22 protein-coding genes are annotated in these 23,827 nt (G+C 67.7%); 11 read left to right on the top strand and 11 right to left on the bottom strand.

The annotated features are described in order from the left end of the window. Window positions 1-3: 3 nt before the first annotated feature. Together cobO and HMJ39_RS09510 are read left to right on the top strand one after the other, a co-directional pair. On the top strand, window positions 4-615 hold the full coding sequence (gene cobO, locus HMJ39_RS09515) for a cob(I)yrinic acid a,c-diamide adenosyltransferase (RefSeq protein ID WP_194297130.1): 612 nt from the start codon (window positions 4-6) through the stop codon (window positions 613-615). Continuing rightward, window positions 612-2,063: a cobyric acid synthase gene (locus HMJ39_RS09510; protein WP_194297129.1), complete on the top strand. Its 1,452-nt coding sequence runs from the start codon at window positions 612-614 to the stop codon at window positions 2,061-2,063. The genes cobO and HMJ39_RS09510 overlap by 4 nt, the downstream gene beginning before the upstream one ends. A gap of 315 nt (window positions 2,064-2,378) precedes the next feature. Here the strand turns inward: HMJ39_RS09510 and HMJ39_RS09505 are convergent, their stop codons facing one another. Then, window positions 2,379-4,244, bottom strand: a complete 1,866-nt coding sequence (locus tag HMJ39_RS09505) for a LamG-like jellyroll fold domain-containing protein (RefSeq protein WP_161385267.1) — start codon at window positions 4,242-4,244, stop codon at window positions 2,379-2,381. A gap of 153 nt (window positions 4,245-4,397) precedes the next feature. Next, window positions 4,398-5,006 carry an HD domain-containing protein gene (locus HMJ39_RS09500; protein ID WP_194297128.1) on the bottom strand — a complete coding sequence of 203 codons (609 nt, stop codon included), beginning with the start codon at window positions 5,004-5,006 and terminating at the stop codon, window positions 4,398-4,400. Window positions 5,007-5,119: 113 nt separating this feature from the next. On the opposite strand from HMJ39_RS09500, the gene HMJ39_RS09495 reads away from it, so the two are divergent. Next, entirely contained in the window at window positions 5,120-5,827 is a 708-nt protein-coding gene (locus HMJ39_RS09495) for a Crp/Fnr family transcriptional regulator (RefSeq protein ID WP_194297127.1), read from the top strand. A gap of 140 nt (window positions 5,828-5,967) precedes the next feature. Continuing rightward, on the top strand, window positions 5,968-6,234 hold the full coding sequence (locus HMJ39_RS09490; RefSeq protein ID WP_194297126.1) for a hypothetical protein: 267 nt from the start codon (window positions 5,968-5,970) through the stop codon (window positions 6,232-6,234). Between the two features lie 103 nt (window positions 6,235-6,337). Here the strand turns inward: HMJ39_RS09490 and cysQ are convergent, their stop codons facing one another. The 3 genes from cysQ to HMJ39_RS09475 form a co-directional block, all read right to left on the bottom strand. Beyond that, window positions 6,338-7,156 (bottom strand): 3'(2'),5'-bisphosphate nucleotidase CysQ, encoded by an 819-nt coding sequence (gene cysQ, locus HMJ39_RS09485; RefSeq protein ID WP_161385263.1) that lies wholly within the window; start codon window positions 7,154-7,156, stop codon window positions 6,338-6,340. Beyond that, a complete protein-coding gene (gene nudE, locus HMJ39_RS09480; RefSeq protein WP_194297125.1) occupies window positions 7,156-7,704 on the bottom strand; it encodes an ADP compounds hydrolase NudE in 549 nt (182 codons plus the stop codon). The genes cysQ and nudE overlap by 1 nt, the downstream gene beginning before the upstream one ends. Window positions 7,705-7,790: 86 nt before the next feature. After that, on the bottom strand, window positions 7,791-9,320 hold the full coding sequence (locus HMJ39_RS09475) for a flavin-containing monooxygenase (RefSeq protein ID WP_194297124.1): 1,530 nt from the start codon (window positions 9,318-9,320) through the stop codon (window positions 7,791-7,793). A 133-nt stretch (window positions 9,321-9,453) separates the two neighbouring features. On the opposite strand from HMJ39_RS09475, the gene HMJ39_RS09470 reads away from it, so the two are divergent. Then, window positions 9,454-10,461, top strand: a complete 1,008-nt coding sequence (locus HMJ39_RS09470; RefSeq protein WP_194297123.1) for an AraC family transcriptional regulator — start codon at window positions 9,454-9,456, stop codon at window positions 10,459-10,461. 416 nt (window positions 10,462-10,877) lie between these two features. Here the strand turns inward: HMJ39_RS09470 and HMJ39_RS09465 are convergent, their stop codons facing one another. Beyond that, the gene (locus tag HMJ39_RS09465) at window positions 10,878-12,104 is read right to left on the bottom strand and encodes a CaiB/BaiF CoA transferase family protein (RefSeq protein WP_161386219.1); all 1,227 of its coding nucleotides are present in this window, start codon (window positions 12,102-12,104) and stop codon (window positions 10,878-10,880) included. 18 nt (window positions 12,105-12,122) lie between these two features. Beyond that, the gene (locus tag HMJ39_RS09460) at window positions 12,123-13,307 is read right to left on the bottom strand and encodes an acyl-CoA dehydrogenase (protein ID WP_194297122.1); all 1,185 of its coding nucleotides are present in this window, start codon (window positions 13,305-13,307) and stop codon (window positions 12,123-12,125) included. Window positions 13,308-13,465: 158 nt separating this feature from the next. Here HMJ39_RS09460 and HMJ39_RS09455 point away from each other — a divergent pair, with 158 nt between their 5' ends. Continuing rightward, window positions 13,466-14,371, top strand: a complete 906-nt coding sequence (locus HMJ39_RS09455) for a LysR family transcriptional regulator (RefSeq protein WP_194297121.1) — start codon at window positions 13,466-13,468, stop codon at window positions 14,369-14,371. 92 nt (window positions 14,372-14,463) lie between these two features. Here the strand turns inward: HMJ39_RS09455 and HMJ39_RS09450 are convergent, their stop codons facing one another. Then, the gene (locus HMJ39_RS09450; RefSeq protein ID WP_161386216.1) at window positions 14,464-15,060 is read right to left on the bottom strand and encodes an outer membrane beta-barrel protein; all 597 of its coding nucleotides are present in this window, start codon (window positions 15,058-15,060) and stop codon (window positions 14,464-14,466) included. Between the two features lie 212 nt (window positions 15,061-15,272). On the opposite strand from HMJ39_RS09450, the gene HMJ39_RS09445 reads away from it, so the two are divergent. The 4 genes from HMJ39_RS09445 to HMJ39_RS09430 all read left to right on the top strand — a co-directional run bounded on the left by HMJ39_RS09445 (window position 15,273) and on the right by HMJ39_RS09430 (window position 19,360). Continuing rightward, on the top strand, window positions 15,273-17,831 hold the full coding sequence (locus tag HMJ39_RS09445) for a heavy metal translocating P-type ATPase (protein ID WP_194297120.1): 2,559 nt from the start codon (window positions 15,273-15,275) through the stop codon (window positions 17,829-17,831). Further along, window positions 17,828-18,193 carry a cupredoxin domain-containing protein gene (locus tag HMJ39_RS09440; protein ID WP_161386214.1) on the top strand — a complete coding sequence of 122 codons (366 nt, stop codon included), beginning with the start codon at window positions 17,828-17,830 and terminating at the stop codon, window positions 18,191-18,193. Before HMJ39_RS09445 ends, HMJ39_RS09440 begins: the two co-directional genes overlap by 4 nt. 23 nt (window positions 18,194-18,216) lie before the next feature. Then, window positions 18,217-18,645: a DUF411 domain-containing protein gene (locus HMJ39_RS09435; RefSeq protein ID WP_194297119.1), complete on the top strand. Its 429-nt coding sequence runs from the start codon at window positions 18,217-18,219 to the stop codon at window positions 18,643-18,645. Window positions 18,646-18,757: 112 nt separating this feature from the next. Next, window positions 18,758-19,360 carry a LysE family translocator gene (locus tag HMJ39_RS09430; RefSeq protein WP_194297118.1) on the top strand — a complete coding sequence of 201 codons (603 nt, stop codon included), beginning with the start codon at window positions 18,758-18,760 and terminating at the stop codon, window positions 19,358-19,360. 112 nt (window positions 19,361-19,472) lie between these two features. Here the strand turns inward: HMJ39_RS09430 and HMJ39_RS09425 are convergent, their stop codons facing one another. Together HMJ39_RS09425 and HMJ39_RS09420 are read right to left on the bottom strand one after the other, a co-directional pair. Beyond that, window positions 19,473-20,675: a class I SAM-dependent rRNA methyltransferase gene (locus tag HMJ39_RS09425; RefSeq protein WP_194297117.1), complete on the bottom strand. Its 1,203-nt coding sequence runs from the start codon at window positions 20,673-20,675 to the stop codon at window positions 19,473-19,475. A 68-nt stretch (window positions 20,676-20,743) separates the two neighbouring features. Further along, window positions 20,744-20,962, bottom strand: a complete 219-nt coding sequence (locus HMJ39_RS09420; RefSeq protein ID WP_161386210.1) for a DUF1653 domain-containing protein — start codon at window positions 20,960-20,962, stop codon at window positions 20,744-20,746. Between the two features lie 165 nt (window positions 20,963-21,127). Here HMJ39_RS09420 and HMJ39_RS09415 point away from each other — a divergent pair, with 165 nt between their 5' ends. Continuing rightward, on the top strand, window positions 21,128-22,369 hold the full coding sequence (locus tag HMJ39_RS09415) for an MFS transporter (RefSeq protein WP_194297116.1): 1,242 nt from the start codon (window positions 21,128-21,130) through the stop codon (window positions 22,367-22,369). Here the strand turns inward: HMJ39_RS09415 and alkA are convergent. After that, window positions 22,330-23,793 carry a DNA-3-methyladenine glycosylase 2 gene (gene alkA / locus HMJ39_RS09410; protein WP_194297115.1) on the bottom strand — a complete coding sequence of 488 codons (1,464 nt, stop codon included), beginning with the start codon at window positions 23,791-23,793 and terminating at the stop codon, window positions 22,330-22,332. The genes HMJ39_RS09415 and alkA overlap by 40 nt on opposite strands. Window positions 23,794-23,827 lie beyond the last annotated feature (34 nt).

Raw genomic sequence — 23,827 nt, 5'->3', positions numbered from 1 at the left:
TCCATGCGCGAAGACGCCAAGACCCCGCGACGCCACGCCGAACGCATGGCGAAAAAGCAACGGATCATGCAGGAGCGCATCGCCCGCGCCGACAAGGACCAGGGCGTGCTGCTGGTACTCACCGGCCCGGGCAAGGGCAAGAGCAGCTCCGGCTTCGGCATGCTGGCCCGGGCCCTGGGCCACGGCTACAAGGTGGGCGTGGTGCAGTTCATCAAGGGCGCCTTCAGCACCGGCGAGGAAGCCTTCTTCCGCGACCTGCCCAACGTGGACTACCACGTGATGGGCGAGGGCTACACCTGGGACACCCAGGACCGGCAGCGGGACGTGGCCGCCGCCGAGGCGGCCTGGGCGGTGGCCCGGAAGATGCTGCGTGACGACAGCTACCATCTGGTGTTGCTGGACGAACTGAACATCGCCCTGCGCTACGACTACCTGGACCTGGACACGGTGCTCGACGACCTGCAGAACCGCCCGCCCCTGCAACACGCCGTGGTCACTGGCCGCTACGCGCCCAAGCAACTGATCGAGCTGGCGGACACGGTCACGGAAATGAAAGTCGTCAAACACGCGTTCAAGGATCAGGGCATCCGCGCGCAGAAAGGCGTGGAGTTGTGACGACGTTGATGGTTCAGGGCACCACCTCCGACGCCGGCAAGACGCTGGTGGTGGCGGCGTTGTGCCGGTGGCTGGCGCGGCGCGGGGTGGGGGTGGCGCCGTTCAAGCCACAGAACATGGCGCTGAACAGCGCGGTCAGCGAGGACGGCGGCGAGGTGGGGCGGTCCACCGCGTTGCAGGCACTGGCGGCGGGAGTGCCGTTGCATTCGGATATGAATCCGGTGCTGCTCAAGCCGCAGACCGACCGGGGCGCCCAGGTGATTCTGCGCGGGCGGGTGCACGGCAACATGGACGCGCTCGATTACCACGCGTTCAAGGCGACCGCCCGGGACGCGGTGCGCGATGCCTGGCAGGCCTTATCGACACGCCATGACGTGGTCATCGCCGAGGGCGCCGGCAGCCCGGCGGAGATCAACCTGCGCGCCAACGACATCGCCAACATGGGCTTCGCCGAGCTGGCCGACTGCCCGGTGATCCTGGTGGCCGACATCGACCGGGGCGGCGTGTTCGCCCAGATCGTCGGCACCCTGGAAGTGCTGCCGCCGGAAGAGCGGGCGCGCATTCAGGGCTTCGTGATCAACCGCTTTCGCGGCGACCCGGCGCTGCTGCAAAGCGGCCTGGACTGGCTGGAACAACGCACCGGCAAGCCGGTGCTCGGCGTGCTGCCCTACCTGCACGGCCTGATGCTGGACGCGGAGGACGCGGTGGCCGGCGGCGGCGAGCACCACCACGGCGCGCTCAAGGTGACCGTGCCGCTGCTGCCGCGTATGAGCAACCACAACGACTTCGACCCCCTGCGCCTGCACCCGGGCGTGGAGCTGCGCTTCGCCGAAACGGGCCGCCCCTGGCCGGCGGCGGACCTGGTGATCCTGCCCGGCAGCAAGGCCACCCGCGCCGACCTGGCGTTCCTGCGCGAACAGGGCTGGGACCGGGAGATCGAGCGGCACCTGCGCTTCGGCGGCAAGGTGCTGGGCATCTGCGGCGGCTTCCAGATGCTGGGCGAGCGCATCGAGGACCCGGACGGTCTGGAGGGCGACCCCGGCGGCGACAATGGCCTGGGCTGGCTGGCCCTGCGCACCACCCTGGTTCGCGGCAAGCAGCTGCGCAACGTGAGCGGCACCCTGCTGCCGGACGGCGTGCCGATCCATGGCTACGAGATCCACAACGGCGTCAGCGAAGGCCCCGCCCTGGGCCGCCCCTTACTGCGGCTGGACGGCCGCGACGACGGCGCCCTCAGCGACGACGACCGCATTCGCGGCACCTATTTGCACGGCCTGTTCGATGACCCGGGCACCACCGACGCCCTGCTGCGCTGGGCCGGCCTGGCCGACAGCGCCGCCGCCATCGATTACCACCACCACCGCCAGCACGACCTGGACCGCCTTGCCAACGCCATCGACCAGCACCTGGACACCGGCGCCCTCCTCGCGCTTCTGAACCCTATGTAGGAGCGACTGGGCGGCGTTCCGCTTCAGTTGCGATCAGCGGCGGTGCCATCTCCATCGCGACTGAAGTCGCTCCTACAGCCTCTCCACCCAAATCTACAAAGCCGCGCGGGACGCCACCTCGTAGCGTCTCGGTGTGGGCCCCCTTCCGGGACCCTTGAGAACAGGACGTTCGAAAGGGAGCCTACAGGGACGTACTTGCGGCGTTCCCGGAAGGGGGCCCACACCGAGACGCGTCCCAACTGGAGGGCACTTCCCCTGCAAAACCCGCGCATAAAAAAAGCGCCCCGCGGGGCGCTTTAAGAGGTGACCGGAACGTTATTGGTTGTACAACCACTCGCTGCGATCCAGCACCCGGTTGTTGATGCGAATCTCGGCGATGTCGCCGGCGAACAGATTGCCCGGGCTACCCTGCCAGCTGTTGATGCCGATGTTCCAGGGCTGGCCCGGCTCCACCAGCAGCCCCTGCTGCGGATCCACGCCGGTACGCATGGTCAGGGAACCGTCCACGTACATTTGCACCCGTTCGCCATCGTTCACCAAAGCGATGTGGTACCAGTAATCGCTGGCCACTTCCCAGGACCAATTGTCCTGACCCTTGCCGTTCTGGGAGGTGCTCACCCACTGAAACTCCTTCAGGGACGACACGTTCAGGCCCAGGGACGCGTCGCTGCCGGAGCAGCCCACCTCGTGGTACTGGCAGACCTGGCTGATGCCCGGCTCGTGGTTGAGGATGCCGGACCACTGGTTCTGGTCGCGCATCCAATCGGACGGCAGGCGGACGATGGCTTCGATGGTGTATTGCGGCAGATAGCCCGGCTTGCCGGCGGCGCTGTTTTCAAAGGTCAGGCCCGGCCCGCCGGTGGTCAGGTAGTAGCCGCCGATGTCGTTGTTGCCGTGGAAGGTGGCGGTGCCGGTGGCGTAGCCGAACGGCGGCGCGTCGTCGCGCAGCTCGAAGAAGTCGCTTTGCGCGCCCTGGGGATCGTTGTAGTCCACCAGCTCCAGGGTGTTGCCGTTGCCGGAGGCGTCCAGGAACTGCACCGAGCCGTCGGCGCGGGTGATGCGGTGGTCGTCGTCGAGAATCCAGTAGGCCTGGGTGCCCTCGATGTTGCCCGGGGCGTCGGCGACGGTGCCCTGGTTGAGGTCGGCGAAACGCCGCTCGAAGTTCATCGGCACGCTGAATTCCCAACGGGACAGTTCATCCTGGGGCTGGCGCTCGGCTTCCGGAATGGCGGCCACCCAGGGTGAGTAGGAGCGGAAGTCCAGTTGCTGGGCCGCCTCGTTGAAGGTCACCAGCTGCATCATGCCGTTGCCGCCCCAGAAACCGGACTGGTAATCCACCACCACCATCACCACGTCGCGGCCGTAGTCGTTCTTGCCGATCAGCGTGGCTTCACCGTGGTTGTGGCCGCTCAGGGTGAGGAAAATCTGGTCATTGGAGCGGATCAGGTCTTCCCACAACTGTTGGCCCAGCGGGGTGAACACGGCGGTTTCGCCATCGGAGCCGATGCCCAGCAATTGATGGGTGGTGAGAATCGTGGGGGTCTCCGGATGCTGGTCGAGCACGTCCTGTACCCAGGCCACGGTTTGCTGGGACGGCAGCCAGTCCAGGGCCAGTACCAGGTACTCACGGCCGTCGGCCTGGAACAGGTGATAGCTGTTGAAGCCGGTGTCGTCGGTGCCCTGGAAGGTGCCGAAGTTGGACGCCTGCAGGGATGCCGGGAAGTGCTGCAGGAAGGGTTCGTTGGCCAGGGTGCGCTGGTCGTCCCACTGGCCGCTGTTCATCACGTCGTGGTTGCCGGCCAGCACGCTGTAGGGGGTGTCCGGATTGGCCTCCAGAATCTGCATGGCGGCGCGGGCTTCCACCCATTCCTCGGGCACGCCGGGCCGGTCCACCACATCCCCCAGGTGCACGGTGAACCTGATGTTTTCTTCCTGGTAATGGTCCGCGATCCATTGCGTCTGAACGGTATAACGCTCCGGCGAATAGCGGGAATACTTCTGGGTATCGGGCAGTACCGCCAGGGTAAAGGCGTTGGCGGCTTCACCGTCATTGCCGTCCGGTGGCGTGGTGTCGCCGCCACCGCCGCCGGAGCTGCTGTCGCCGCCGCAGGCGGAGAGAAAAAGACACAACAAAAACGTCAGCCAGGTGGCGCGCCACCGGGCCGGGTGCAGGGTATTCATGATGAGTCTCCCGAGTAAGGACGAGTTACGCGGGGCTCACCTTAAGGATGATGTATGACTCGGCGATGGCCGAAATATGTCGCTGTTTTTGACAGTAAAGGTGTACACACCCAATCCGCGCGCCGCGAACGCGAGCCCGGCGCGCGGCGTCGCTCAGGCGTTCTGTTCGGCGGGTTGCGGATCCAGGGATTTCTTGTAGAGCGAACGCTTGGGGCTGGCCATGACCCGGCGCAGCATGGGTTCGAAGAACGACAGCGGCAGGGTTTCCTGCTCCGGATCGAAGGCGGCGGCGTCGTACTTGGCGCAGAATTCCACGGTGCGCTCGAAGCAGGGATGGTCGCGGAACTGCTCGCGCAGGTTGCGATCCAGGCCCAGGTGGTTGAAGAAATAGTAGCCCTGGAAGATGGCGTGGTGCTTCACCATCCAGTGGTTTTCCTCGCTGACGAAGGGCTCCAGCAGGCTGGCGGCCACGTCGGCGTGGTTGTACGGGCCCAGGGTATCGCCGATGTCATGCAGCAGGGCGCACACCACGTATTCCTCGTCCTGGCCGTCGCGATAGGCCAGGGTGGCGGTCTGCAGGCAGTGGGTGAGACGGTCCACCGGGAAGCCGCCGCAATCGCCTTCCAGCAGCTTGAGGTGCTCGATGACGCGGTCGGGCAGCTCGCGGGCGAAGCCGCCGAACGCCTGGGAGATGATCTTCCAGTCCTCGGCGGTGCCGTCTTCCATGTGGGTGAACTGGGCGCGGGGTTCGTGCTCGTGCATGATGCTCTCCTGGCTGGGGCCCGGCGGGCCCTGGCTCTGTTATTGGTATCTGGCGGATGCCGTGAGGTCAGTCTAGAACCGGCGGCGGCCACACTGTCAACGGCTTTACAATTATGTCCGATCACCGTCTTGAGGTACTGCGCGGTTGTTCCTTGCTCTCCGGCCTGCCGGAGGCGGCCCTGGCGGAAGCGGCGGTGGCGGCGCGGGTGCGGCCGTTCCACGCCAACGAGGTGCTCTACGAGCGCGGCGAGGTGCAGTCCACGCTGTCCGTGGTGGGCGCCGGCAGCGTGCGCATCGACGCCACCAGCGCCGAGGGCCGGGGCATCATGCTGACCCTGTTCGAGGCCGGCGCCTGGTTCGGCGACACCGTGTTCTCGCCGGGCATGCCGAGGGTGTTCGGCGCCACCGCCCACAGCGACGGCGAGCTGGTGGAGGTGCCCGGCCAGGCCTACCGGGAACTGCTGGCGCGCTACCCGGAGGCCTATCCACGCACCCTGGACATGCTCAGCCGGCGGCTGTGGTCGGCGATTTCCATTATTCAGGACAACGCCCTGCGCGACATGCCCGCGCGGGTGGGCCGCCGGCTGCTGTTCCTGGCCGCCATGCACGACCCGGGCAGCCGCGCCAGCGGCCCGGTGACCTTCAAACTGACCCGGGAACACATCGCCAACATGATGGGCATGACCCGCCAGGGCGTGCACCGGGTGCTCAAGACCCTGGAAGCGGAGGGCCTGATCACCTTCAGCTACGGGCAGGTGACGGTGCCGGATCCGGCGGCCCTGCGCGACCATCTGGACAAGCAGGACCAGCCTCCGTATTAGCACGTATGTACCAGAATAACGGCGCAGACCGACTGATGGCACTTTGACATCAAACCTGTGACGAAGTTCTTAGTATTCACACAGCGTTGCGGCAATACTCGGTAGGATTAATTTCCTACTACCGATGAGCTCCACAGCCCATGTTCGAGTTGCCGCTCCACCTTTCCCCGATGTTGCCCAGCACGCCCGCTTTGCACGAAATTCTGGCGTTGCCCCTGGCGGTGTTCACCGCGCTGGCGCTGTTGCTGTGGAGCGGCCGGATTCGTCAGAAGGTATTAGTGAACGTTCTGGCCCTGGGCATCATGCTGCCCATGGTCCAGCTGTCCATGGTGGCGGTGGGCGCGTATTGGCTGAACCTGCAGTTGCAGCCGGTGCTGATGGGGTTGTTGCCGAGCTGGCTGGGATAGACGGCCTGGCAGCGGTCTGATCCCTTGATCGCGGCTAAAGCGGAACGCCGCCCGGCCGCTCCTACAGCGGCATCATCCCGCTGTAGGAGCCGCGATCCGACCTTTATTCCGCCACGGCGGAATGAATGAAGCGCCAGTCGTCGGCGGGCTGGCCGAACACCAGGAAGTGCGGGTTGAGGATATCTTCCTTGTTGTAAACCAGCGGGTCGAAGTCGGTGTTCACCACTTCGCCGCCGGCGGCACTCACCACGGCGTGGGCGGCGGCGGTGTCCCATTCGCTGGTGGGCGCCAGGCGCGGGTAGATGTCCGCCTTGCCTTCCGCCACCAGGCACAGCTTCAGCGACGAGCCCATGGAGGTTTTCTCCACCGCGCCCAGGCGTTGCTGAATCAGGGCTTCCAGAACGTCCATTTGCGTGCCACCGCCGTGGCTGCGGCTGGCCACCATGATGATCGGCAGGTCCCGCTCCCGGCACTGGATGGCCCGGCGCTGGCCGTTCTCTTCCTTGAAGGCGCCCAGGCCTTCGCCGCCCAGATAGCAAACATCGAGCACCGGCACCTGAACCACGCCCAGCACCGGCCGGTCGCCTTCCACCAGGGCGATGTTGACGGTGAACTCGCCGTTGCGCTTGATGAATTCCTTGGTGCCATCCAGGGGGTCCACCAGCCAGAAGCGTGGCCAGTCCTTGCGATCGGCGTAGTCGATGCCGCCGGATTCCTCGGAGAACACCGGAATCTCCGGGGTCAGTTCCGCGAGCCGGGCGACGATCAGTTCGTGGGCGGCGCGGTCGGCGGCGGTGATCGGGCTGTCGTCGTCCTTGCGGTCCACGTCCACGTCGCCGCGGTTATAGATTTCCAGGATGGCGGCGCCGGCGTCCGCGGCGATGCGGGCCACGGGTTCCAACAGGGCGTGCAGGTCGGTCATTAGCGGGTTTCCAGTATCCGTCGGGTCATGAGCAGAGCGGCGATCACCCGCGCCTCGGTGACATCCTCGCGTTCCAGCAGGCGGTCCAGGTCGGACAGTTTCCAGGTGATCACTTCCAGGGGTTCCGGCTCGTCGCCGGGTAGTTTTTCCTCGTAGAGGTCCTCGCCCAGGGCCACGGTGATGGCGTGGCCCATGTAGCCGGGGGAAAGCGTCATGCGCTTGAGCAGGGTGAGCTTGCGGGCACCGTAGCCGGCCTCTTCCTTGAGTTCACGGTTGGCGGCGTCGCGCCAGTCCTCACCGTGCTCGTAGGCGCCCTTGGGCAGGGTGATCTGATAGTCCTCGACGCCGGCGCCGTACTCGCGGATCAGCACCACGGTGTCGCGGTCCAGCAAGGGCACGCACATGACGCCAGCAATGGGCGGCGTGCGCAAGCGCTCGTAGGTGCGCTCCTCGCCGTTGCTGAAACGCAGGTGCATTTCCTCGATGCCGAACAGGCGGCTTCTGGCGATCAGGCGGGTGTCGATGATCTCCGGTTTGCGGTCGTCCATGGGCGCTCCTGAGCGTGGAGCCTAAGCCTAACCGGATCGCGAAAAGAACCCAAGCCGCCGGCCCCTGGCGCGGGGCCCAGCCGCTCCTACGTATTGGTGGGGATGGCGGCAGTGGGGGTGACGGGCCGCGCGGCTTTTTCCCAATGGTACTTGCCGTCGTCCACCTGGCGGGTCTTGAGCCAGTAGCGCCAGGTGGAGTACGGCCAGATCGCCACGTTCTTGCCGTCCGCCTGCTGGTACCAGCTGCTGCAGCCGCCCTGTTGCCAGACGGTGCCGGCCACGTCCTTCTGCAGCTTCTCGTTGAAGGCGTCCATTTCGGAGCGCTTCACGTCCAGGGCGTCCACGCCCTTGGCGTCGGCCTTCTCGATGGCGTCGACGATGTAACGGGCCTGGCACTCGATCATGAAGACGATGGAGTTGTGCCCCAGGCCAGTGTTCGGGCCCACCATCTGGAACAGGTTCGGGTAACCGGCCACGGTGATGCCCAGATACGCCTCGGAGGCCTCCTTCCAGTCCTCCTGGAGGGTGCGCCCGCCCCGGCCGACGATGGGGAAGCCCTGCATGTAGATACGCGGGTCCACCACGAAGCCGGTGCCCAGCACCAGGCAGTCCATCTCGCGCTCGCTGCCGTCACTGAACACGATGCTGTGTTCACGCACCTCCTTCACGCCTTCGGTGACCAGCTCCACGTTGTCCCGGTTGAAGGTGGGGTAGTAACGGTTGGAGATCATGATGCGCTTGCAGCCCAGGGTGTAGCTGGGGGTGAGGCGACGGGCGGTGTCCTTGTCCTTCACCTGCAGGCGGATGAACTGCTTGACGCCCTTCTCCAGCAACATGGCCAGGCGCGGGTGAAAGATCGGCAGCACCCGGGACTCGTTGCTCCAGTAGAGCCGCGCCCGGTGCAGCTTGCGCAGCGCCGGGAAGCGCCGGAACAGACGCTTGCTTAAAGCGCTGTAGCGGCGTTCGTCGCGGGGGATGATCCAGCCCGGGGTACGCTGCACCACGGTAAGCCGCTCCACCTCCGGAGCAATTTGTGGCACATACTGGATGGCGCTGGCGCCGGTGCCCACGGACACCACTTTCTTGCCGCTCAGATCGTAGTCGTGGTCCCACTGGGAAGAGTGGAACACCTTGCCCTGGAATCGCTCCAGGCCGGGGAAGTTCGGGATTTGCGGCACGTGCAGGGGGCCACTGGCCAGCACCCAGTGCTGGCATTCCACCTGGTCGCCGTCGGTGAGATCCAGGGTCCAGCGGGCGCGGGCTTCGTCGTAGTGGGCGCCGATGACCTCGGCGTGGAAGCGGGTGCGTTCGTGAATGCCATGCTTGCCGGCGGTGGCCAGGATGTAGTCCTGGATTTCCCGCCAGCCGCTGTAGCGGGCGGACCAGTCCGGGTTGCCCTCGAAGGAGTAGGAATACAGGTGCGACTGGACGTCGCAAGCGCAGCCCGGGTAGGTGTTCTCGCGCCAGGTGCCGCCCAGTTCGCCGGCCTTCTCCAGCACCACGAAGTCCTCGATGCCGGCTTCGCGCAGCTTGATGGCCATGCACAGGCCGCCGAAACCGCCACCAACGATGGCGACCTTCACGGCCCGGTTTCGCGGGTTCACTCGACTGTTCATATTGTTCTCCCTGTTCACGGGTGGCGCTGGCCCGGTTGGCCCGGGCGCCTTTTCGATGGGTCTACCCTAACTTGGCGGGGGGCGGAAGAAAGCTGTTAGGCTGACCCGGAAATTGATCATTCCGGCCAATGCCATGTCGCAACGCTCCATCCTTGCCCTGATGTACACCGTGGACCTGCTCCGCCAGCGTGGGGTGGCGTGCGACCCGGTGCTGGCCCGCCACGGGCTGGACCCGGCGCGCCTGGACCCCAACGGCGAGATCGAGCGCGACCGGGAACTGGCGGTGCTCACGGAGCTGCTGCCCCTGGCCGGCGACCCGGCGTTCGGCTTCGAGATGGGCCAGCGATTCGGGCTGGCCGGCTACGGCCCACTGACCATGCTGCTGATGACCAGCCGCACCGCCTTCGAGGGCTTCCAACTGGGGGTGCGCTACCAGGCGCTCACCTATCTGTACGGCGAGCTGTCCCTGGTGCCCGGCGAGGAGGACACGGCGCTGATTCTCAAGCCCATCGCCCTGCCCGCCTCGGTGCGGCGCATGCTCATCGACCGGGACATGACCGGCACCTTTCGCCTGGTCAACGACCTGCAGACCCAGCTGGGCCTGGATCTGGCGCCCCGGGAAATCTGGCTGCCCTACCCGGAACCCCGGGACACGGCTTTCTATGAGGAATATTTCCGGGCGCCGATCCGCTTCGACCAGCCCTGGGCCCAGGCCACCATCCGCAACCGGGACCTGGCCACGCCGCTGCCGTTCCATAATCAGGCCGCCCAGGACCTGTACCGCTCCCAGTGCGACGCCCTGCTGGCGCGTCGGGCCGGGGCCCCGGAAGGGCTGGCGGACCGGGTGGCCACGTACCTGGACCTGTTTCTCGGCGACTTCCCGGACGCGGCCCGTACCGCCGCCACCTTCGACCTGCCGGAGCGCAGCTTCCGGCGCCGGCTGGGGGAGGAGGGGCGCAGCTTCCAGAAAATTCTCGATGACGTGCGGCTGGGCAAGGCCCGCGCCCTGCTGGGGGATTCGTCGCTGAGCGTGGAGCGCATCGCCGACCGGCTCGGCTACAGCGAAACGGCGGCCTTCATCCGCGCCTTCCAGCGCTGGACCGGCCAGACCCCGGCGAAATACCGGAGGTTGGGCTCGTAGCCGCGACGAGGAACAGGATCCCAACCCTCCATTGGGGCCGCCTGTCGTCGTGTGCCCCCTTCCGGGAACGCCGTGAACCCCCGCAAGCGGGTCCGGCCACCCATCACAGATGGGCGGCGTTCGGCGGCGCGCGAAGCAGTGCTTCGCAACACGCTTGCCTCACCCATGGGGGCTCCCGGTCAAACATCCTGTTTGACAGGGTCCCGGAAGGGGGCACACGACGACAGGCTACGAGGTGGCGTCTCGCGCGGCTTTGTAGCATTGCGTTGGCGGTTAAATTGCGCGGTAGGAGCGGCTTTAGCCGCGATGAACCAAAAAAAAGCCGCTCCGGAGGGGACCGGAGCGGCCAAGTCAAGGCAGAGATCTCAGCTGTCAGCGCAGCGCGGCCCGAGATCGAAGGCCGCGCGGATTCTGCCTCAGGCGACCACGCCCTCGGCGAATAGGGTATCCAGGTCCGCGCCCTCCAGGCCCAGCATTTCGCCGAGCACCGCGCGGGTGTGCTCGCCGAGCAGCGGCGGCGGCAGGCGGTATTCCGCCGGCGTCGCCGACAGGCGCAGCGGGCTGGCCACGGTGGGCACGGTGCCGGCGGTGGGGTGATCCATCTCCCGGCGCAGGCCACGGGCCCGGGCCTGGGGATCGGCGAACGCCTGCTCCAGGTTGTTCACCGGGCCGCAGGGCACGCCCACCGCTTCCAGGGCCTCCAGCCACTCGGCGGTGGTCTTCATCACCGTGGTCTGGCGCAGCAACGGCACCAGCACATCGCGATGCTCCACCCGCGAGCGGTTGGTGGCGAAGCGCGGGTCCTGGGCCCATTCCGGGTGACCGGCCACCTCGCAGAAGCGGGCGAACTGGTCGTCGTTGCCCACGGTCAGGATCACGTCGCCGTCGGCGGTGGGGAAATCCTGGTAGGGCACGATGTTCGGGTGGGCGTTGCCGAACCGGCGCGGCGACTGACCGGTGGTCAGGTAATTCATCGCCTGGTTGGCCAGGCAGGCCATCTGCACGTCGAACAGCGCCATGTCCAGGTGCTGCCCCTCGCCGGTGCGGTCCCGATGGGACAGGGCCGCCAGCACCGCGATGGTGGCGTACAGGCCGGTGGTGATGTCGGTGAGCGCCACGCCCACTTTCATCGGCCCGGCACCGGGCTCGCCCTCGGCGTGGCCGGTAAGGCTCATCAGCCCGCCCATGCCCTGGATCAGGAAATCGTAACCGGCGCGGGTGGCGTAGGGGCCGTCCTGGCCGAAGCCGGTGATCGAGCAATAGATCAGCTTCGGGTTCACCGCCTTCAGGCTGTCGTAATCCAGGCCGTAGCGCTTGAGGCCGCCGACCTTGAAGTTCTCCAGCACCACGTCGCATTCCGCCGCCAGCTTGCGCACCAGCTCCTGGCCTTCCGGCCGGGTGATGTCGATGGCCACGGATTCCTTGTTGCGGTTGGCGGTCAGGTAGTAGGCGGCCTGGTCGGTATCACCGCCGTCGCCATCCTTCAGGTAGGGCGGGCCCCAGCCACGGGTATCGTCCCCGCGGCCGGGCCGTTCCACCTTGATCACCCGGGCGCCCAGGTCGCCCAGGATCTGGCCGGCCCAGGGGCCGGCCAGAACGCGGGACAGATCCAGCACGCGCAGGTGGGACAATGCTCCGGACATCAGACTTCTCCGAAGCGCTTAGTTGGCGAAGGCTTGCAGGCCGGTCTGGGCGCGGCCCAGGATCAGCGCGTGCACGTCGTGGGTGCCTTCGTAGGTGTTGACCACTTCCAGGTTCACCAGGTGGCGGGCCACGCCGAACTCATCGGAGATGCCGTTGCCGCCCATCATGTCGCGGGCCATGCGGGCGATGTCCAGGGACTTGCCGCAGGAGTTGCGCTTCATGATGGAGGTGATTTCCACCGCCGCGGTGCCTTCGTCCTTCATGCGGCCCAGGCGCAGGCAGCCCTGCAGGCCCAGAGTGATTTCGGTCTGCATGTCGGCCAGCTTCTTCTGGATCAGCTGGTTGGCGGCCAGCGGGCGGCCGAACTGCTTGCGGTCCAGGGTGTACTGGCGGGCGGTGTGCCAGCAGAACTCGGCGGCACCCAGGGCGCCCCAGGCGATGCCGTAACGGGCGGAGTTCAGGCAGGTGAACGGGCCGCGCAGGCCGGTCACTTCCGGGAACATGTTCTCTTCCGGCACGAACACGTTGTCCATGACGATTTCACCGGTGATGGAGGCGCGCAGGCCGACCTTGCCGTGGATCGCCGGCGCGGACAGGCCTTCCCAGCCTTTCTCCAGGATGAAGCCGCGGATCTTGCCGTCCTCGGTCTTGCCCCACACCACGAACACGTCGGCGATCGGGCTGTTGGTGATCCACATCTTGGCGCCGGTGAGGCGGTAACCGCCGTCCACTTTCTTGGCGCGGGTGGCCATGCTGCCCGGGTCGGAGCCGTGGTCCGGCTCGGTCAGGCCGAAGCAGCCGATCCACTCGCCGCTGGCCAGCTTGGGCAGATACTTCTGTTTCTGCTCTTCGGAGCCGAATTCATTGATCGGCACCATCACCAGGGAGGACTGCACGCTCATCATGGAGCGGTAACCGGAATCCACGCGCTCCACTTCCCGGGCGATCAGGCCGTAGCAGACGTAGTTCATGCCGGCGCCGCCGTAGGCTTCCGGAATGGTGGCGCCGAGCAGGCCCAGCTCGCCCATCTCGCGGAAGATGGCCGGGTCGGTCTGTTCGTTGCGGAAGGCGTCCAGAACGCGGGGAGCCAGCTTGTCCTGGCAGTACTGGCGGGCGGAATCCGCCACCATGCGCTCGTCCTCGGTGAGCTGCTGGTCCAGCAGCAGGGGGCTTTCCCAATTAAACGCGGCCTGATTCGCCATGATGTCACCACCTATGCATTTGTTGATATGGGGCGCCGCGGTGGAGCGGGCCCGTATAAGGGCGTCCATGCTATGGACCTGTCATCCCGCTCCGCAAACGATTAATATTCAACCCATTGTGCGTTTTTCTCACTTCATACCGCCACCCGGGAGCCCCCATGCGCCGCAAGATCCCCAGCACCACCGCCCTGGTGGGCTTCGAGGCCGCCGCCCGCCACCAGAGTTTCACCAAGGCCGCCGAGGAACTGTCCCTCACGCAAAGCGCGATCTGCCGCCAGATCAACGGTCTGGAGGAGTTCCTGGGAGTGAAGCTGTTCCGCCGCGGGCGCCAGGGCGTGCACCTGACACCGGCGGGCCTGCACTACAGCCGCCAGGTCGGCGCCCGCCTCAACGAACTGGAGCGGGACACCCTGGCGGCGATGGGCAAGCACGGCACGAATAACATTTTGGAACTGGCGGTGGTGCCCACCTTCGGCACCCGCTGGCTGCTGCCACGGCTGGCCGGGTTCCGCGAGCAACACCCGGACATCACCGTGAACCTGACCAATCGCACCCGCCCTTTTCTGTTCGCCGACACCCGCTTCGACGCCGCCATCTACTTCGGCGACGGCCAGTGGCCGGGCACCACGGCGGTGCCATTGATGCACGAGGAGCCGGTGCCGGTGTGCCACCCGGACCTGGCCGGCGACGGCCCCCTGGACGGCGAGGCCATCGCCCGGCTGCCGCTGCTGCAGCAAACCACCCGGCCTTATATGTGGCGGGCCTGGTTCGATTCCCTGGGCCTGAAGGTGGACCGGGACATGGCCGGGCCCCGCTACGAGCTGTTCACCATGCTCGCCGAGGCGGCGATCCAGAAGATGGGGGTGGCGCTGATTCCGCCGTTCCTGATCACCAAGGAGCTGGACAGCGGGCAACTGGTGATTCCGTTCCGGCACAGCTTCCGCAGCAACGACGCCTACCAGTTCGTGGTGCCGGACAGCCAGCGCGGCAACGAGACCCTGGCCCATTTCCAGACCTGGCTGGTGGACGCCGCCCGCCGCTTCAGCGACGCCCCGGCGGCCTAGCGACATCCAACCTACGGAGCCGCGCACAAAAAAAAGCCGGCGGGCTGGGGGCCACGCCGGCATTCTCGGGGGGAGACGAGAAGCGAAAACGCTTAGAAGTTGTAGCGACCAAACAGGCCGATGTTGTCGGAGTCGTCGGTGAAGCTCACCCGCGCGCCCACGTCCCAGGCCCGGGTCAGATGCACCAGACCCTGGCCGTAGACACCGAAGTTGCCATCGTAGATGTCCTCATAGAGGGCCCCACCGGACAACTCCAGGCTCTCGGTGGTGCGGTGGCGCAGGCCGCCGCGCACCGCGTAGCCCCATTCGGAATCGTCGAAGTCGTTGTCGTCACGGATCACGTCGGCGGTACCGACCAGATCCAGATTGCGCTGCAGCGGGGTGTGGAAACCAACACCGGCGTAGGCGCGGTTACCGTCCACGTCGTCGCTGCCCGGGCTGTCGTAGTCACCGTCGTAGAAACTCAGACCGCCACGCAGAAAGATGTGCTCGTCCAGGGCGAAGGCGCCTTCGCCGGTGAGCACGTCCACGTCCGGACCATGGTCGTAATCCCACTGGTCATAGCCGAACTGGCCGTAGCTGTAGGAAAAACCATTGTCCCGCACCGGGGTGGTGCTTTGCGCGTGGGCACCGAGGCTGGCCAGGGTACCGGCGGCAATCGCGGAAGCGATCAGGGTCTTCTTCAACATTTCCGTGTCCTCGCTCAAGTTAGCGGCTCAAAACGTGGCGCTATACTCTCGCCACCGGGCCCGCCTGGCCAGGGACTGGATCGCGCAACCGGCCGCTTTTATAAAAGTTTGCATTGTCATCCTATTTTCATGCCGGCGGATTTGACCTTGGGGTTACCCCCAGGTTGGATACTGGGCAGCATCCGCCGAACCAACGGCCAAGGAGGTAAATCATGAGCCGGCAAACCCTTCCCATTCAGGGCGCGTCCTGCCAGCACTGCGTGAAGACCATCCACAAGGCGCTGGAGCCGCTCAACGGCGTGAGCGCCGTGAACGTGGATCTGCAAAACCAGACCGTCACCGTGGACGGCGACGCCGACCGGGGCGCGCTGCGCGCCGCCCTGGTGGAAGCCGGCTACGCCGCCGACGAGGACGACGACCCCGGACCAGCGGCGCCGGCCGACGACGACCCGGCCCGTTACACCACCGCCACCGGCGACGCCCCCGCGAAGAAGGCCGCCCCCGCCGAGCCGCCCCGGGAATTGTCCCTGGCGGTGACCGGCGCCCATTGCGCCTCCTGCGTGCGCACCATCGAAAGCGCCCTGGAGGGCGTGCCCGGCGTCGACACGGCGAGCATGAACCTGGCCAACCACACCGCCCGGGTGAGCGGCTCCGCGCAGCCGGACGACCTGGTGCGAGCGGTGCAGAACGCCGGTTACGACGCCACCCCGGTGCGCGACCCGGCCCGCGCCGAGGACGACCGCGAGGAACAGGAACACCAGCTCTACCGCAAGCTGGTGCGCCAGACCAGCGTGGCCCTGGCGGTGGGCCTGCCGATCATGCTGTGGGGCTGGTTCGGCGGCACCATGACCGTGGAAGCCGGCGGCGCCAGCCAGTGGGGCTGGGGCGCGGTGTCGGTGATCACCTTCCTGATACTGGCTCTGCCCGGGCGGCATTTCTTCGTCGGCGCCTGGAAGGCGTTCCGCCATCATAACGCCAACATGGACACCCTGATCGCGGTGGGCACCGGCGCCGCCTGGGGCTATTCCACCCTGGTGGTGATCGCCCCCAACCTGCTGCCGGAGATGGCCCGCCACGTCTACTTCGAGGCCAGCCCGATGATCATCGGCCTGGTGAACCTGGGCCTGGCCCTGGAGCTGCGCGCCCGGGGCAAGACCGGCGCCGCCGTGAAGCGGCTGCTCAACCTGGGCGCCAAGACCGCCCGCCGCCTGGACGACGACGGCGAGCACGACGTGCCGGTGGAAGACATCCGCGTGGACGACCGCTTGCGGGTGCGCCCCGGTGAAACCATCGCCGTGGACGGCGAGGTGCTGGAAGGCGACAGCGAGGTGGACGAATCCATGCTCACCGGCGAGCCCATGCCGGTGGTGAAAAGCGAGGGCGACACCGTGGCCGCCGGCACCCTGAACGGCAGCGGCACCCTGGTGTACCGCGCCACCCGGGTGGGCACCGACACCGCCCTGGCGCGCATCATCGATCTGGTCAAGAAAGCCCAGGGCGCCAAGCCGCCCATCGGCCGGCTGGCGGACACCGTGGCCAGCGTGTTCGTGCCCACCATTCTGCTGATCGCCGTGGCCACCGCGCTGCTCTGGTACAACTTCGGCCCGCAGCCGGTGGCCGCCTACATGGTGGTGGCCTCGGTGACCGTGTTGATCATTGCCTGCCCCTGCGCCCTGGGCCTGGCCACGCCCATGTCGGTGATGGTGGCGGTGGGCAAGGCGGCGGAGTCCGGCATCCTGATCCGCCAGGACGCCGCCCTGCAGACCGCCGCCGAGCTGGACACCGTGGTGCTCGACAAGACCGGCACCATCACCGAGGGCCGGCCTTCCGTGACCCGGGTGATCGCCGCTCCCGACCAGGACGAGGAAACGGTACTGCGCCTGGCGGCCAGCCTGGAGGCCGGCTCCGAGCACCCGCTGGCGCGGGCGATCCTGGACGCCGCCGAGGAACGCGGCCTGAAGACGGCGCCGGTGAGCGACTTCCGCGCCCTCAACGGCAAGGGCGTCAGCGCCCGCCAGGACGACGCCCTGCTGCGCCTGGGCAACCGCCGCTGGCTGGAGCAGGAAGGCATACGCCTGGGCCTGGAGGACGAGGCCCGGCAGCTCAGTGACGAGGCCGCCACGCCGCTGTTCCTGACCCGCGACGACACCGTGATCGGCGTGCTCGGCGTGGCCGACCGCATCAAGACGGACGCCGCCGAGGCCATCGCCCGGCTGCGCGACCGGGACGTGCGGGTGGTGATGATCACCGGCGACATCCAGGCCACCGCCGACGCCATCGCCAAGCAGGCCGGCGTCGACGAGGTGCTCGCCGAGGTGCTGCCGGAGGACAAGGCCCGCGAAGTGGAAAAACTGCAGAAGGAAGGCCGCAAGGTGGCCATGGTCGGCGACGGCATCAACGACGCCCCGGCCCTGGCCCAGGCGGACGTGGGCTTCGCCATCGGCACCGGCACCGACGTGGCCATCGAGTCCGCCTCCATTACCTTGATGAGCGGCTCCCTGCACGGCGTCGCCGACGCCATGGCGATTTCCCGGGCGACCCTGCGCAACATCAAGCAGAACCTGTTCGGCGCCTTCGTCTACAACAGCCTGGGCGTGCCGGTGGCCGCCGGCCTGCTCTACCCGTTCACCGGCTGGCTGCTCAGCCCGGTGATCGCCGGCGCCGCCATGTCCCTGAGCTCGGTGACCGTGGTCAGCAACGCCAACCGGCTGCGTTTCTTCAAACCCCGCGGTCATCACGGCCCGCGTGCCAAGACGGGAGATCGCTCATGAGCGTATTGATCAATGTAGCGGGCCTGGCGCTGATGGCCCTGATCGTGTGGTGGTTCTGGTTGTCCTCCAAGGGCCGCCCGGCGAAACGGGCCGAGGGCGGCGGCGCCATCGACATCGTCGTGGACGACGGCGTCTACGAACCCTCGGTGATCGAGACCAACGCCGGCGACACCCTGACGCTGCGCTTCGAGCGGCGCGACGCCAGCCCCTGCGCCGAGCAGGTGATCTTCCACAAACTGGACGTCAGCGAGACCCTGCCGGTGGGCGAGAAAACCACCGTCACCCTGACGCCGGAGACCCCGGGTACCTACCGATTCACCTGCCAGATGCAGATGTATCAGGGCACCCTGATCGTTCACTAAAGAAGAGAAAAAAGGAGATTTTCATGACCCGTCTGATGATCGCCGCCGGCCTGCTGCTGACCAGTACCCTGGCCGCCGCCGGCAGCCTGCAAGTCTACAAATCACCGAGCTGCGGCTGCTGCACCGCCTGGGCGGAGCACATGCGCGACAACGGCTTCGAGGTGGAGGTGCACAACACCCAGAACCTGCAATCCATCAAGGAAAAAGCGGGCCTGAAGCCGGGCATGGGCTCCTGCCACACCGCCTTCATCGACGGCTACGCCATCGAGGGCCATGTGCCCGCCGAGGACGTGCGGCGCCTGCTGGAAGAACGCCCGGACGCCCACGGCCTCACCGTGCCGGGCATGCCGGTGGGCTCCCCGGGCATGGAAATGGGCGACCGCCGCGACGCCTACAAGGTGTTCCTCTACGGGGACCAGGGCGTGCGAGTGTTCTCCACCCACAATCAGTAGCCCATACCCAGTAGCCATACCGGCGGCGAAGCGTTTGGTGTTTTTATGTAAGCGTTGACGGGAACGGCGCCCCGGCGTGCAATGCCCGCTTCCTGAACGGACGGTGAACGACATGCTTGCGATCGAGGACTGGTTACTGCTGGCGGGGGTGTGCGCCCTGGGGGCAATGACGCCGGGGGCCAGCCTGGCGGTGGTGCTGCGGCACACCCTGCACGGCTCGGCGCCGGCCGGGGTGCGCGCCGGCCTGGCCCACGCCCTGGGCATCGGCGTGTACGCCGCCGCCACCGTGGCCGGGCTGGCGGTGGTGTTGCACCGCTTCCCGTCCCTGGAAACCGGCATCCGGCTGGCCGGGTCGCTGTTTTTGCTGTGGCTGGCCTGGAACAGCTGGCGGGGCGCCGGCGCGGCGCCCGCCGGGGGAACCGGGGGTGGCGGTGGAAGGCCCGCCCGGGACGGTTTCCTGATCGCCTTTCTCAACCCCAAGGTGGCGCTGTTCTTCCTGGCCTTGTTCAGTCAGTTCATCGACGCCGGCATGAGCACCGCCGCCCGGGTGCAGGTGGCGGCCACGGCGGTGGTCATCGACGGCGCCTGGTATTCGCTGGTGGCGCTGGTTCTGGCCCGGGGGCCGATCCTCGCCGCCCTGCGCCGCCACCACGCCCGCGTGGAGCGAGCCACGGCCGTGGTGCTGGCCCTGGTCGCCGTCGTGGTCTGGGTATAACCCCCCCGGTACGCCGTAGGAGCGACTTCAGTCGCGATCTGGCGTTAGAGGTTGCCGCCATCGCGACTGAAGCGGAGCGCCGCCCGGTCGCTCCTACCACACCGGCCGGGAATCAGAAGCGGAACAATAGCCGGGTGAACCAGCTTTTCAGGTAGGCGGTTTCCGGCATGGCCGGCTGGATCGGGTGGTCCGGGCCCTGGCCTTCCTGGCCGATCACCTGCAGGGCGCGGTCGATGTGGCGGGCGGAGGCGCGCACCACGTCGAGCAGCTTGTCCGCCGGCAGGTGCATGGAGCAGGAGGCGGACACCAGGTAGCCGCCGGGCTTCACCAGCCGCACCGCCAGCTCGTTGATGGCGTGGTAACCGGCCAGGCCGTTCTTGAAGTCCTTGCGGCGCTTGATGAAGGCCGGCGGGTCCAGGATCACCAGATCGAATTTCTCGCCGTCGGCGATCAGTTCCTTCATGGCCGCCACCGCGTCCCCTTCCAGGGTGCGCAGGCGGTCGCCGACGCCGTTCAGTTCCGCGTTGCGGTGCATGAAGTCCAGGGCCAGCCCAGAGCTGTCCACGCCGGTGACTTCCCGGGCGCCGGCCAGGGCCGCCTGCACGCCCCAGCCACCGCAGTAGGCGAACACGTCCAGTACCCGGGCGCCCTTGGCCAGCGGCGCCATGCGCGCGCGGGCGGCGCGGTGGTCGAAGAACCAGCCGGTCTTCTGGCCTTCGCGCAGGGGCGCCACGAAGTGGCCGCCGTTTTCATGCAGGTGCACTTCCTCCGGCACCTCGCCCTTGAGGGTCTTGGTGTAGAGCGGCAGGGCTTCCAGCTCGCGGACGCCGGCTTCGTTGCGCACCACGATGTTGGCCGGGTTGATCACCGCGTCCAGGGCGGAGGCCACGGTGTCCAGGTGGGCTTCCATGCCGGCGGTGCCGGCCTGCATCACCAGGGTGTCGCGGTAGCGGTCCACCACCAGGCCGGGCAGGCCGTCGGCTTCGCCGTGAATCAGCCGGTAGCCCGGTTCCGAAAACAGGGTCTCGCGCAGGGCCAGGGCCTGTTCGATGCGTTTCTTGAAGAAGCTGCGGCTGGGTTCCTGCTCCGGGTCGCGGCTGTAGAGCCGGCCCACGATCAGGGAATGGGGGCTGAGCAGCGCCCGGCCCAGGGATTTGCCACGGGCATCCTGGACCAGGGCGGCGGCGCCGGCGGGCAGGTCCTTCACCGGGGTTTCGCCGGTATCCACCTCGTTGGCGTAGATCCAGTCGTGGCCGGCCTTGAGGCGGCGCTCTTCGTTCTTTCGCAGGCGCAGAATGGGCGTTGGTTCGGGCATGGTGGGTCGCTCGCGCAAAACGGCCATCTTAGGGCCTGTCCGAACCGAACGCGAGCGTCCCGGCGGGCTCAATCGTCGGCGACGAAGGCGAAGCGCGGCTGCTCGCGGCCGTCCCGCTCCACGGTCTCCATGAACATGGCCAGCGGTCGCACCCAGAGGTCGCCGTCGCCGTACAACGGGCGGTACACCACCAGCGCTTCGCCGCTTTCCGAATGGGTGGCGGTGCCCAGCACGCGGTATTCGTTGCCTTTGAAATGCCGGTAGCGGCCGGGTCGGGGCGTATCCATACAAGGTCTCCAGCGATCACGGGGCGCGCCAGAATAGCAGCTCCACCACCGGCCCGGGGAGTCGCCGGAGTCTGGAATTTTCCCACATACTTTCGGGTATGCCCGGTGACCGGGCCGGGCTACACTGACCGGACCCAGCGATCACAACAACAAACCGGGGATTCCATGCGCCTTCTCGCAGCGCGCCTGTTTGGCCGGCGCCCGCCGTTCTTTCTGATGGTCACCACCGGGGCCCTGTGCACCGTGGTGTTGCTGGTGTTCGCCCGGCTCAGCTATGGCCTGGTGCTGCCGGCCATGCGCGATGGTCTGGGGCTGAGCTACCACCAGGCCGCCAACCTGAGCACCGCCAACGCCCTGGGCTACCTGCTGCTGGTGATGGTGGCCGGGGTGTTCGCCGCCCGCTTCGGCGGCAAGACCGCCATCCTGATCGGGCTGGCGCTGGTGATCGCCGGCTTCGTGGGCCTCAGCCGGGCCAGTGACTACCCGCTGCTGATCGTGCTGATGGTGGTGCTGGGCACCGGCACCGCCTTCGGCTACACGCCGCTGATCTCCCTGCTGGCCAATACCTACCCGCACCGGCGCGGCGCGGTGATCGGCTTCACCAACAGCGGCGTGGGCATCGGCATGCTGCTGGCCGGCGCCCTGGTGCCGGCTCTAACGGAGGTGGCCGCCGAGGACGGCTGGCGCCGCGTATGGCTGCTGTTCGCCGCCGGCGGCGTGGCGGTGACCGTGCTGGTGGCCCTGTTCCTGCGTAATCCACCCCGGCCCCTGGCACCGGACACCGCCAGCGCCCTGGGCGAGCCGGACGAACCCATTTTCCGCAATCCCCATGTGACCGTGGTGGGGCTGATCTACGGCGTGCTGGGGCTCACCTTCATCGTCCAGACCACCTTCATGTACAGCTTCGCCCTGGACGCGGGCACGCCACCGATCACCGCCGGCCACCTGGTGTCGGCCATGGGCATGCTGTCGATCTTCGCCGGCCCCGCCTGGGGCTGGCTGTCCGACCGGCTCGGCTACGCCAGCGGGCTGATGCTGTCCATGGGCTTGTCCCTGGTGGCCACGGTGGTGCCGGTGATCCATCCGGGCACCTGGGCGTTCGGCTTCCACTTCGTGCTGATCGGGCTGTGCGCGGCGGGCATGTTCTCCACCGTGCTGGCGGCGGCCACGGAGACCGTTCCGGCCCACCGGGCGCCGGTGGCGGTGAGCTTCGTGACCCTGTTCTACGCGGTGGGCCAGTTGCTGGGGCCGGCCCTGGCCGGCCCGCTGATCGAATGGCGCGACGGCTTCCGGCTGGTGTTCGCGTTCAGTTGCCTGGTGATGGCGGCGGGGGTGGCGCTGAGCGCCTACAGCCGCCGCCACCAGGCCTACCGGCCGGTGTCGTCGGCGGCCTGCGAGGCGGACTGATCCGCCAGCCGCTGCCACAAATGCAACACCGCGTAGGCCCGCCAGGGCCGCCAGGCCTCAGCGCGCCGGCGGGCCCGGGCCGGTGAGCGTTCGCCCAGGGCCTTGAGCACGCCGTAGTCCGCGGCCGGGAAGGCATCCGGCCAGGACAGGGCGCGCAGGGCCAGGTACTGGGCGGTCCAGTCGCCGATGCCGGGCAGCGCCCGCAGCCGCTCCAGGGTGGCGTCCACCGGCGCTCCCGGCGTCAGCACCAGGTCACCGTCGGCGCAGGCCCGGGCCAGGGCCTGAATGGCGCCCACCCGGGCGCGCAGGATGCCCAGCTTGCCGAGCGCTTCCGGATCGCTATCCGCCACCGTGGCCGCCTCCGGGAAGGTGTGGGTGAGCGCGGGGAAAGGGGTTGCCAGGGGCTCGCCAAGGTGGGACGCCACCCGGCCGGCCAGGGTCTGGGCGGCGCGAACCGTGATCTGCTGGCCGAGCACCGCGCGCACCGCCGCCTCGAAGCCGTCGAAGGCGCCGGGAACCCTCAGGCCCGGACGCGCCACCGCCAGCTCACCCAGGGCCTCGGCCACCTCCGCCGGCTGGCAATCCAGATCGAACAACCGCCGCAGCCGGGCCAGCACCTCCGGCACCACCGCCGCCAGGGAGGCGGACAGGGTTACCCGCAACTGGTCCTTGCCGGCCACCGGCGTCACCGACAGCCAGCCACGGTGCAACCGCTCACCACGACGCAGCACCACGGTGCGCCGGTAGACGTCGCCGTCCAGTTCCTCGACCCCGGCGATGGCCCGCTGGCCGAGGAAGTCCGCCAGCGGCGCCCAGGGATAAGGCGGCCGGTAGGCCAGCAGGAAGCCAAGGGTATCGGCGGCGCGGCCGGGCCGGCGGCGCAGGCTGGAGGGCTTGAGCCGGTAGCGCTGCTGGAACAACGCATTGAAGCGGCGCAGGCTGCCAAAGCCGGCGGCCAGGGCCACCTCGGTCACCGGCAGACGGGTGTCGGTGAGCAATCGCTTCGCCAGCAGCAGGCGCTGGGTCTGGGCGTAGGCCACCGGAGTGACACCGAACTGGTCCTGGAAAACGCGCCGCAGGTGGCGGTCGGTAACGCCCAGTTCCGTGGCCAGGGTGGCCAGGCCGCCCTCGTCCAGGGGGCCGGCTTCCAGCCGCGCCGCCGCCGCCCGCGCCAGCCGGCCACGGGCGTCCACGCTGGCGTGGCCGGGGGCCAGTTCCGGGCGGCAGCGCAGACAAGGACGGTAACCGTGCGCCTCGGCGGCGGCGGCACTGGGGTAGAAACGGCAGTTTTCCCGGCGCGGCACCCGGGCCGGGCACACCGGCCGGCAGTACACGCCGGTGGAGGTGACGGCCACGAAGAAGTGGCCGTCAAAGCGGGGGTCCCGGGCGCTCAGGGCGCGGTAGCGGACATCGTCATCGAACATGGTCCGATGATAACCCCGGAGCGAACCACGGCAC

This window comes from Alloalcanivorax profundimaris, from assembly GCF_015265435.1.
Taxonomy (GTDB): Bacteria; Pseudomonadota; Gammaproteobacteria; order Pseudomonadales; family Alcanivoracaceae; genus Alloalcanivorax; species Alloalcanivorax profundimaris.
This window is presented reverse-complemented; position numbering and strand designations above follow the sequence as displayed.

Excerpts from the sequence above, each read along its gene's own strand:
- alkA (WP_194297115.1), bottom strand. The coding sequence starts at position 23,793 with ATGTTCGATGACGATGTCCGCTACCGCGCCCTGAGCGCCCGGGACCCC.
- HMJ39_RS09440 (WP_161386214.1), top strand. The coding sequence starts at position 17,828 with ATGAGCGTATTGATCAATGTAGCGGGCCTGGCGCTGATGGCCCTGATC.
- HMJ39_RS09450 (WP_161386216.1), bottom strand. The coding sequence starts at position 15,060 with ATGTTGAAGAAGACCCTGATCGCTTCCGCGATTGCCGCCGGTACCCTG.
- HMJ39_RS09465 (WP_161386219.1), bottom strand. The coding sequence starts at position 12,104 with ATGTCCGGAGCATTGTCCCACCTGCGCGTGCTGGATCTGTCCCGCGTT.
- cobO (WP_194297130.1), top strand. The coding sequence starts at position 4 with ATGCGCGAAGACGCCAAGACCCCGCGACGCCACGCCGAACGCATGGCG.
- HMJ39_RS09425 (WP_194297117.1), bottom strand. The coding sequence starts at position 20,675 with ATGCCCGAACCAACGCCCATTCTGCGCCTGCGAAAGAACGAAGAGCGC.
- HMJ39_RS09490 (WP_194297126.1), top strand. The coding sequence starts at position 5,968 with ATGTTCGAGTTGCCGCTCCACCTTTCCCCGATGTTGCCCAGCACGCCC.
- HMJ39_RS09495 (WP_194297127.1), top strand. The coding sequence starts at position 5,120 with ATGTCCGATCACCGTCTTGAGGTACTGCGCGGTTGTTCCTTGCTCTCC.
- HMJ39_RS09415 (WP_194297116.1), top strand. The coding sequence starts at position 21,128 with ATGCGCCTTCTCGCAGCGCGCCTGTTTGGCCGGCGCCCGCCGTTCTTT.
- HMJ39_RS09475 (WP_194297124.1), bottom strand. The coding sequence starts at position 9,320 with ATGAACAGTCGAGTGAACCCGCGAAACCGGGCCGTGAAGGTCGCCATC.
- HMJ39_RS09505 (WP_161385267.1), bottom strand. The coding sequence starts at position 4,244 with ATGAATACCCTGCACCCGGCCCGGTGGCGCGCCACCTGGCTGACGTTT.
- HMJ39_RS09445 (WP_194297120.1), top strand. The coding sequence starts at position 15,273 with ATGAGCCGGCAAACCCTTCCCATTCAGGGCGCGTCCTGCCAGCACTGC.
- HMJ39_RS09420 (WP_161386210.1), bottom strand. The coding sequence starts at position 20,962 with ATGGATACGCCCCGACCCGGCCGCTACCGGCATTTCAAAGGCAACGAA.
- HMJ39_RS09470 (WP_194297123.1), top strand. The coding sequence starts at position 9,454 with ATGTCGCAACGCTCCATCCTTGCCCTGATGTACACCGTGGACCTGCTC.
- HMJ39_RS09430 (WP_194297118.1), top strand. The coding sequence starts at position 18,758 with ATGCTTGCGATCGAGGACTGGTTACTGCTGGCGGGGGTGTGCGCCCTG.
- cysQ (WP_161385263.1), bottom strand. The coding sequence starts at position 7,156 with ATGACCGACCTGCACGCCCTGTTGGAACCCGTGGCCCGCATCGCCGCG.
- HMJ39_RS09500 (WP_194297128.1), bottom strand. The coding sequence starts at position 5,006 with ATGCACGAGCACGAACCCCGCGCCCAGTTCACCCACATGGAAGACGGC.
- HMJ39_RS09455 (WP_194297121.1), top strand. The coding sequence starts at position 13,466 with ATGCGCCGCAAGATCCCCAGCACCACCGCCCTGGTGGGCTTCGAGGCC.
- nudE (WP_194297125.1), bottom strand. The coding sequence starts at position 7,704 with ATGGACGACCGCAAACCGGAGATCATCGACACCCGCCTGATCGCCAGA.
- HMJ39_RS09460 (WP_194297122.1), bottom strand. The coding sequence starts at position 13,307 with ATGGCGAATCAGGCCGCGTTTAATTGGGAAAGCCCCCTGCTGCTGGAC.
- HMJ39_RS09435 (WP_194297119.1), top strand. The coding sequence starts at position 18,217 with ATGACCCGTCTGATGATCGCCGCCGGCCTGCTGCTGACCAGTACCCTG.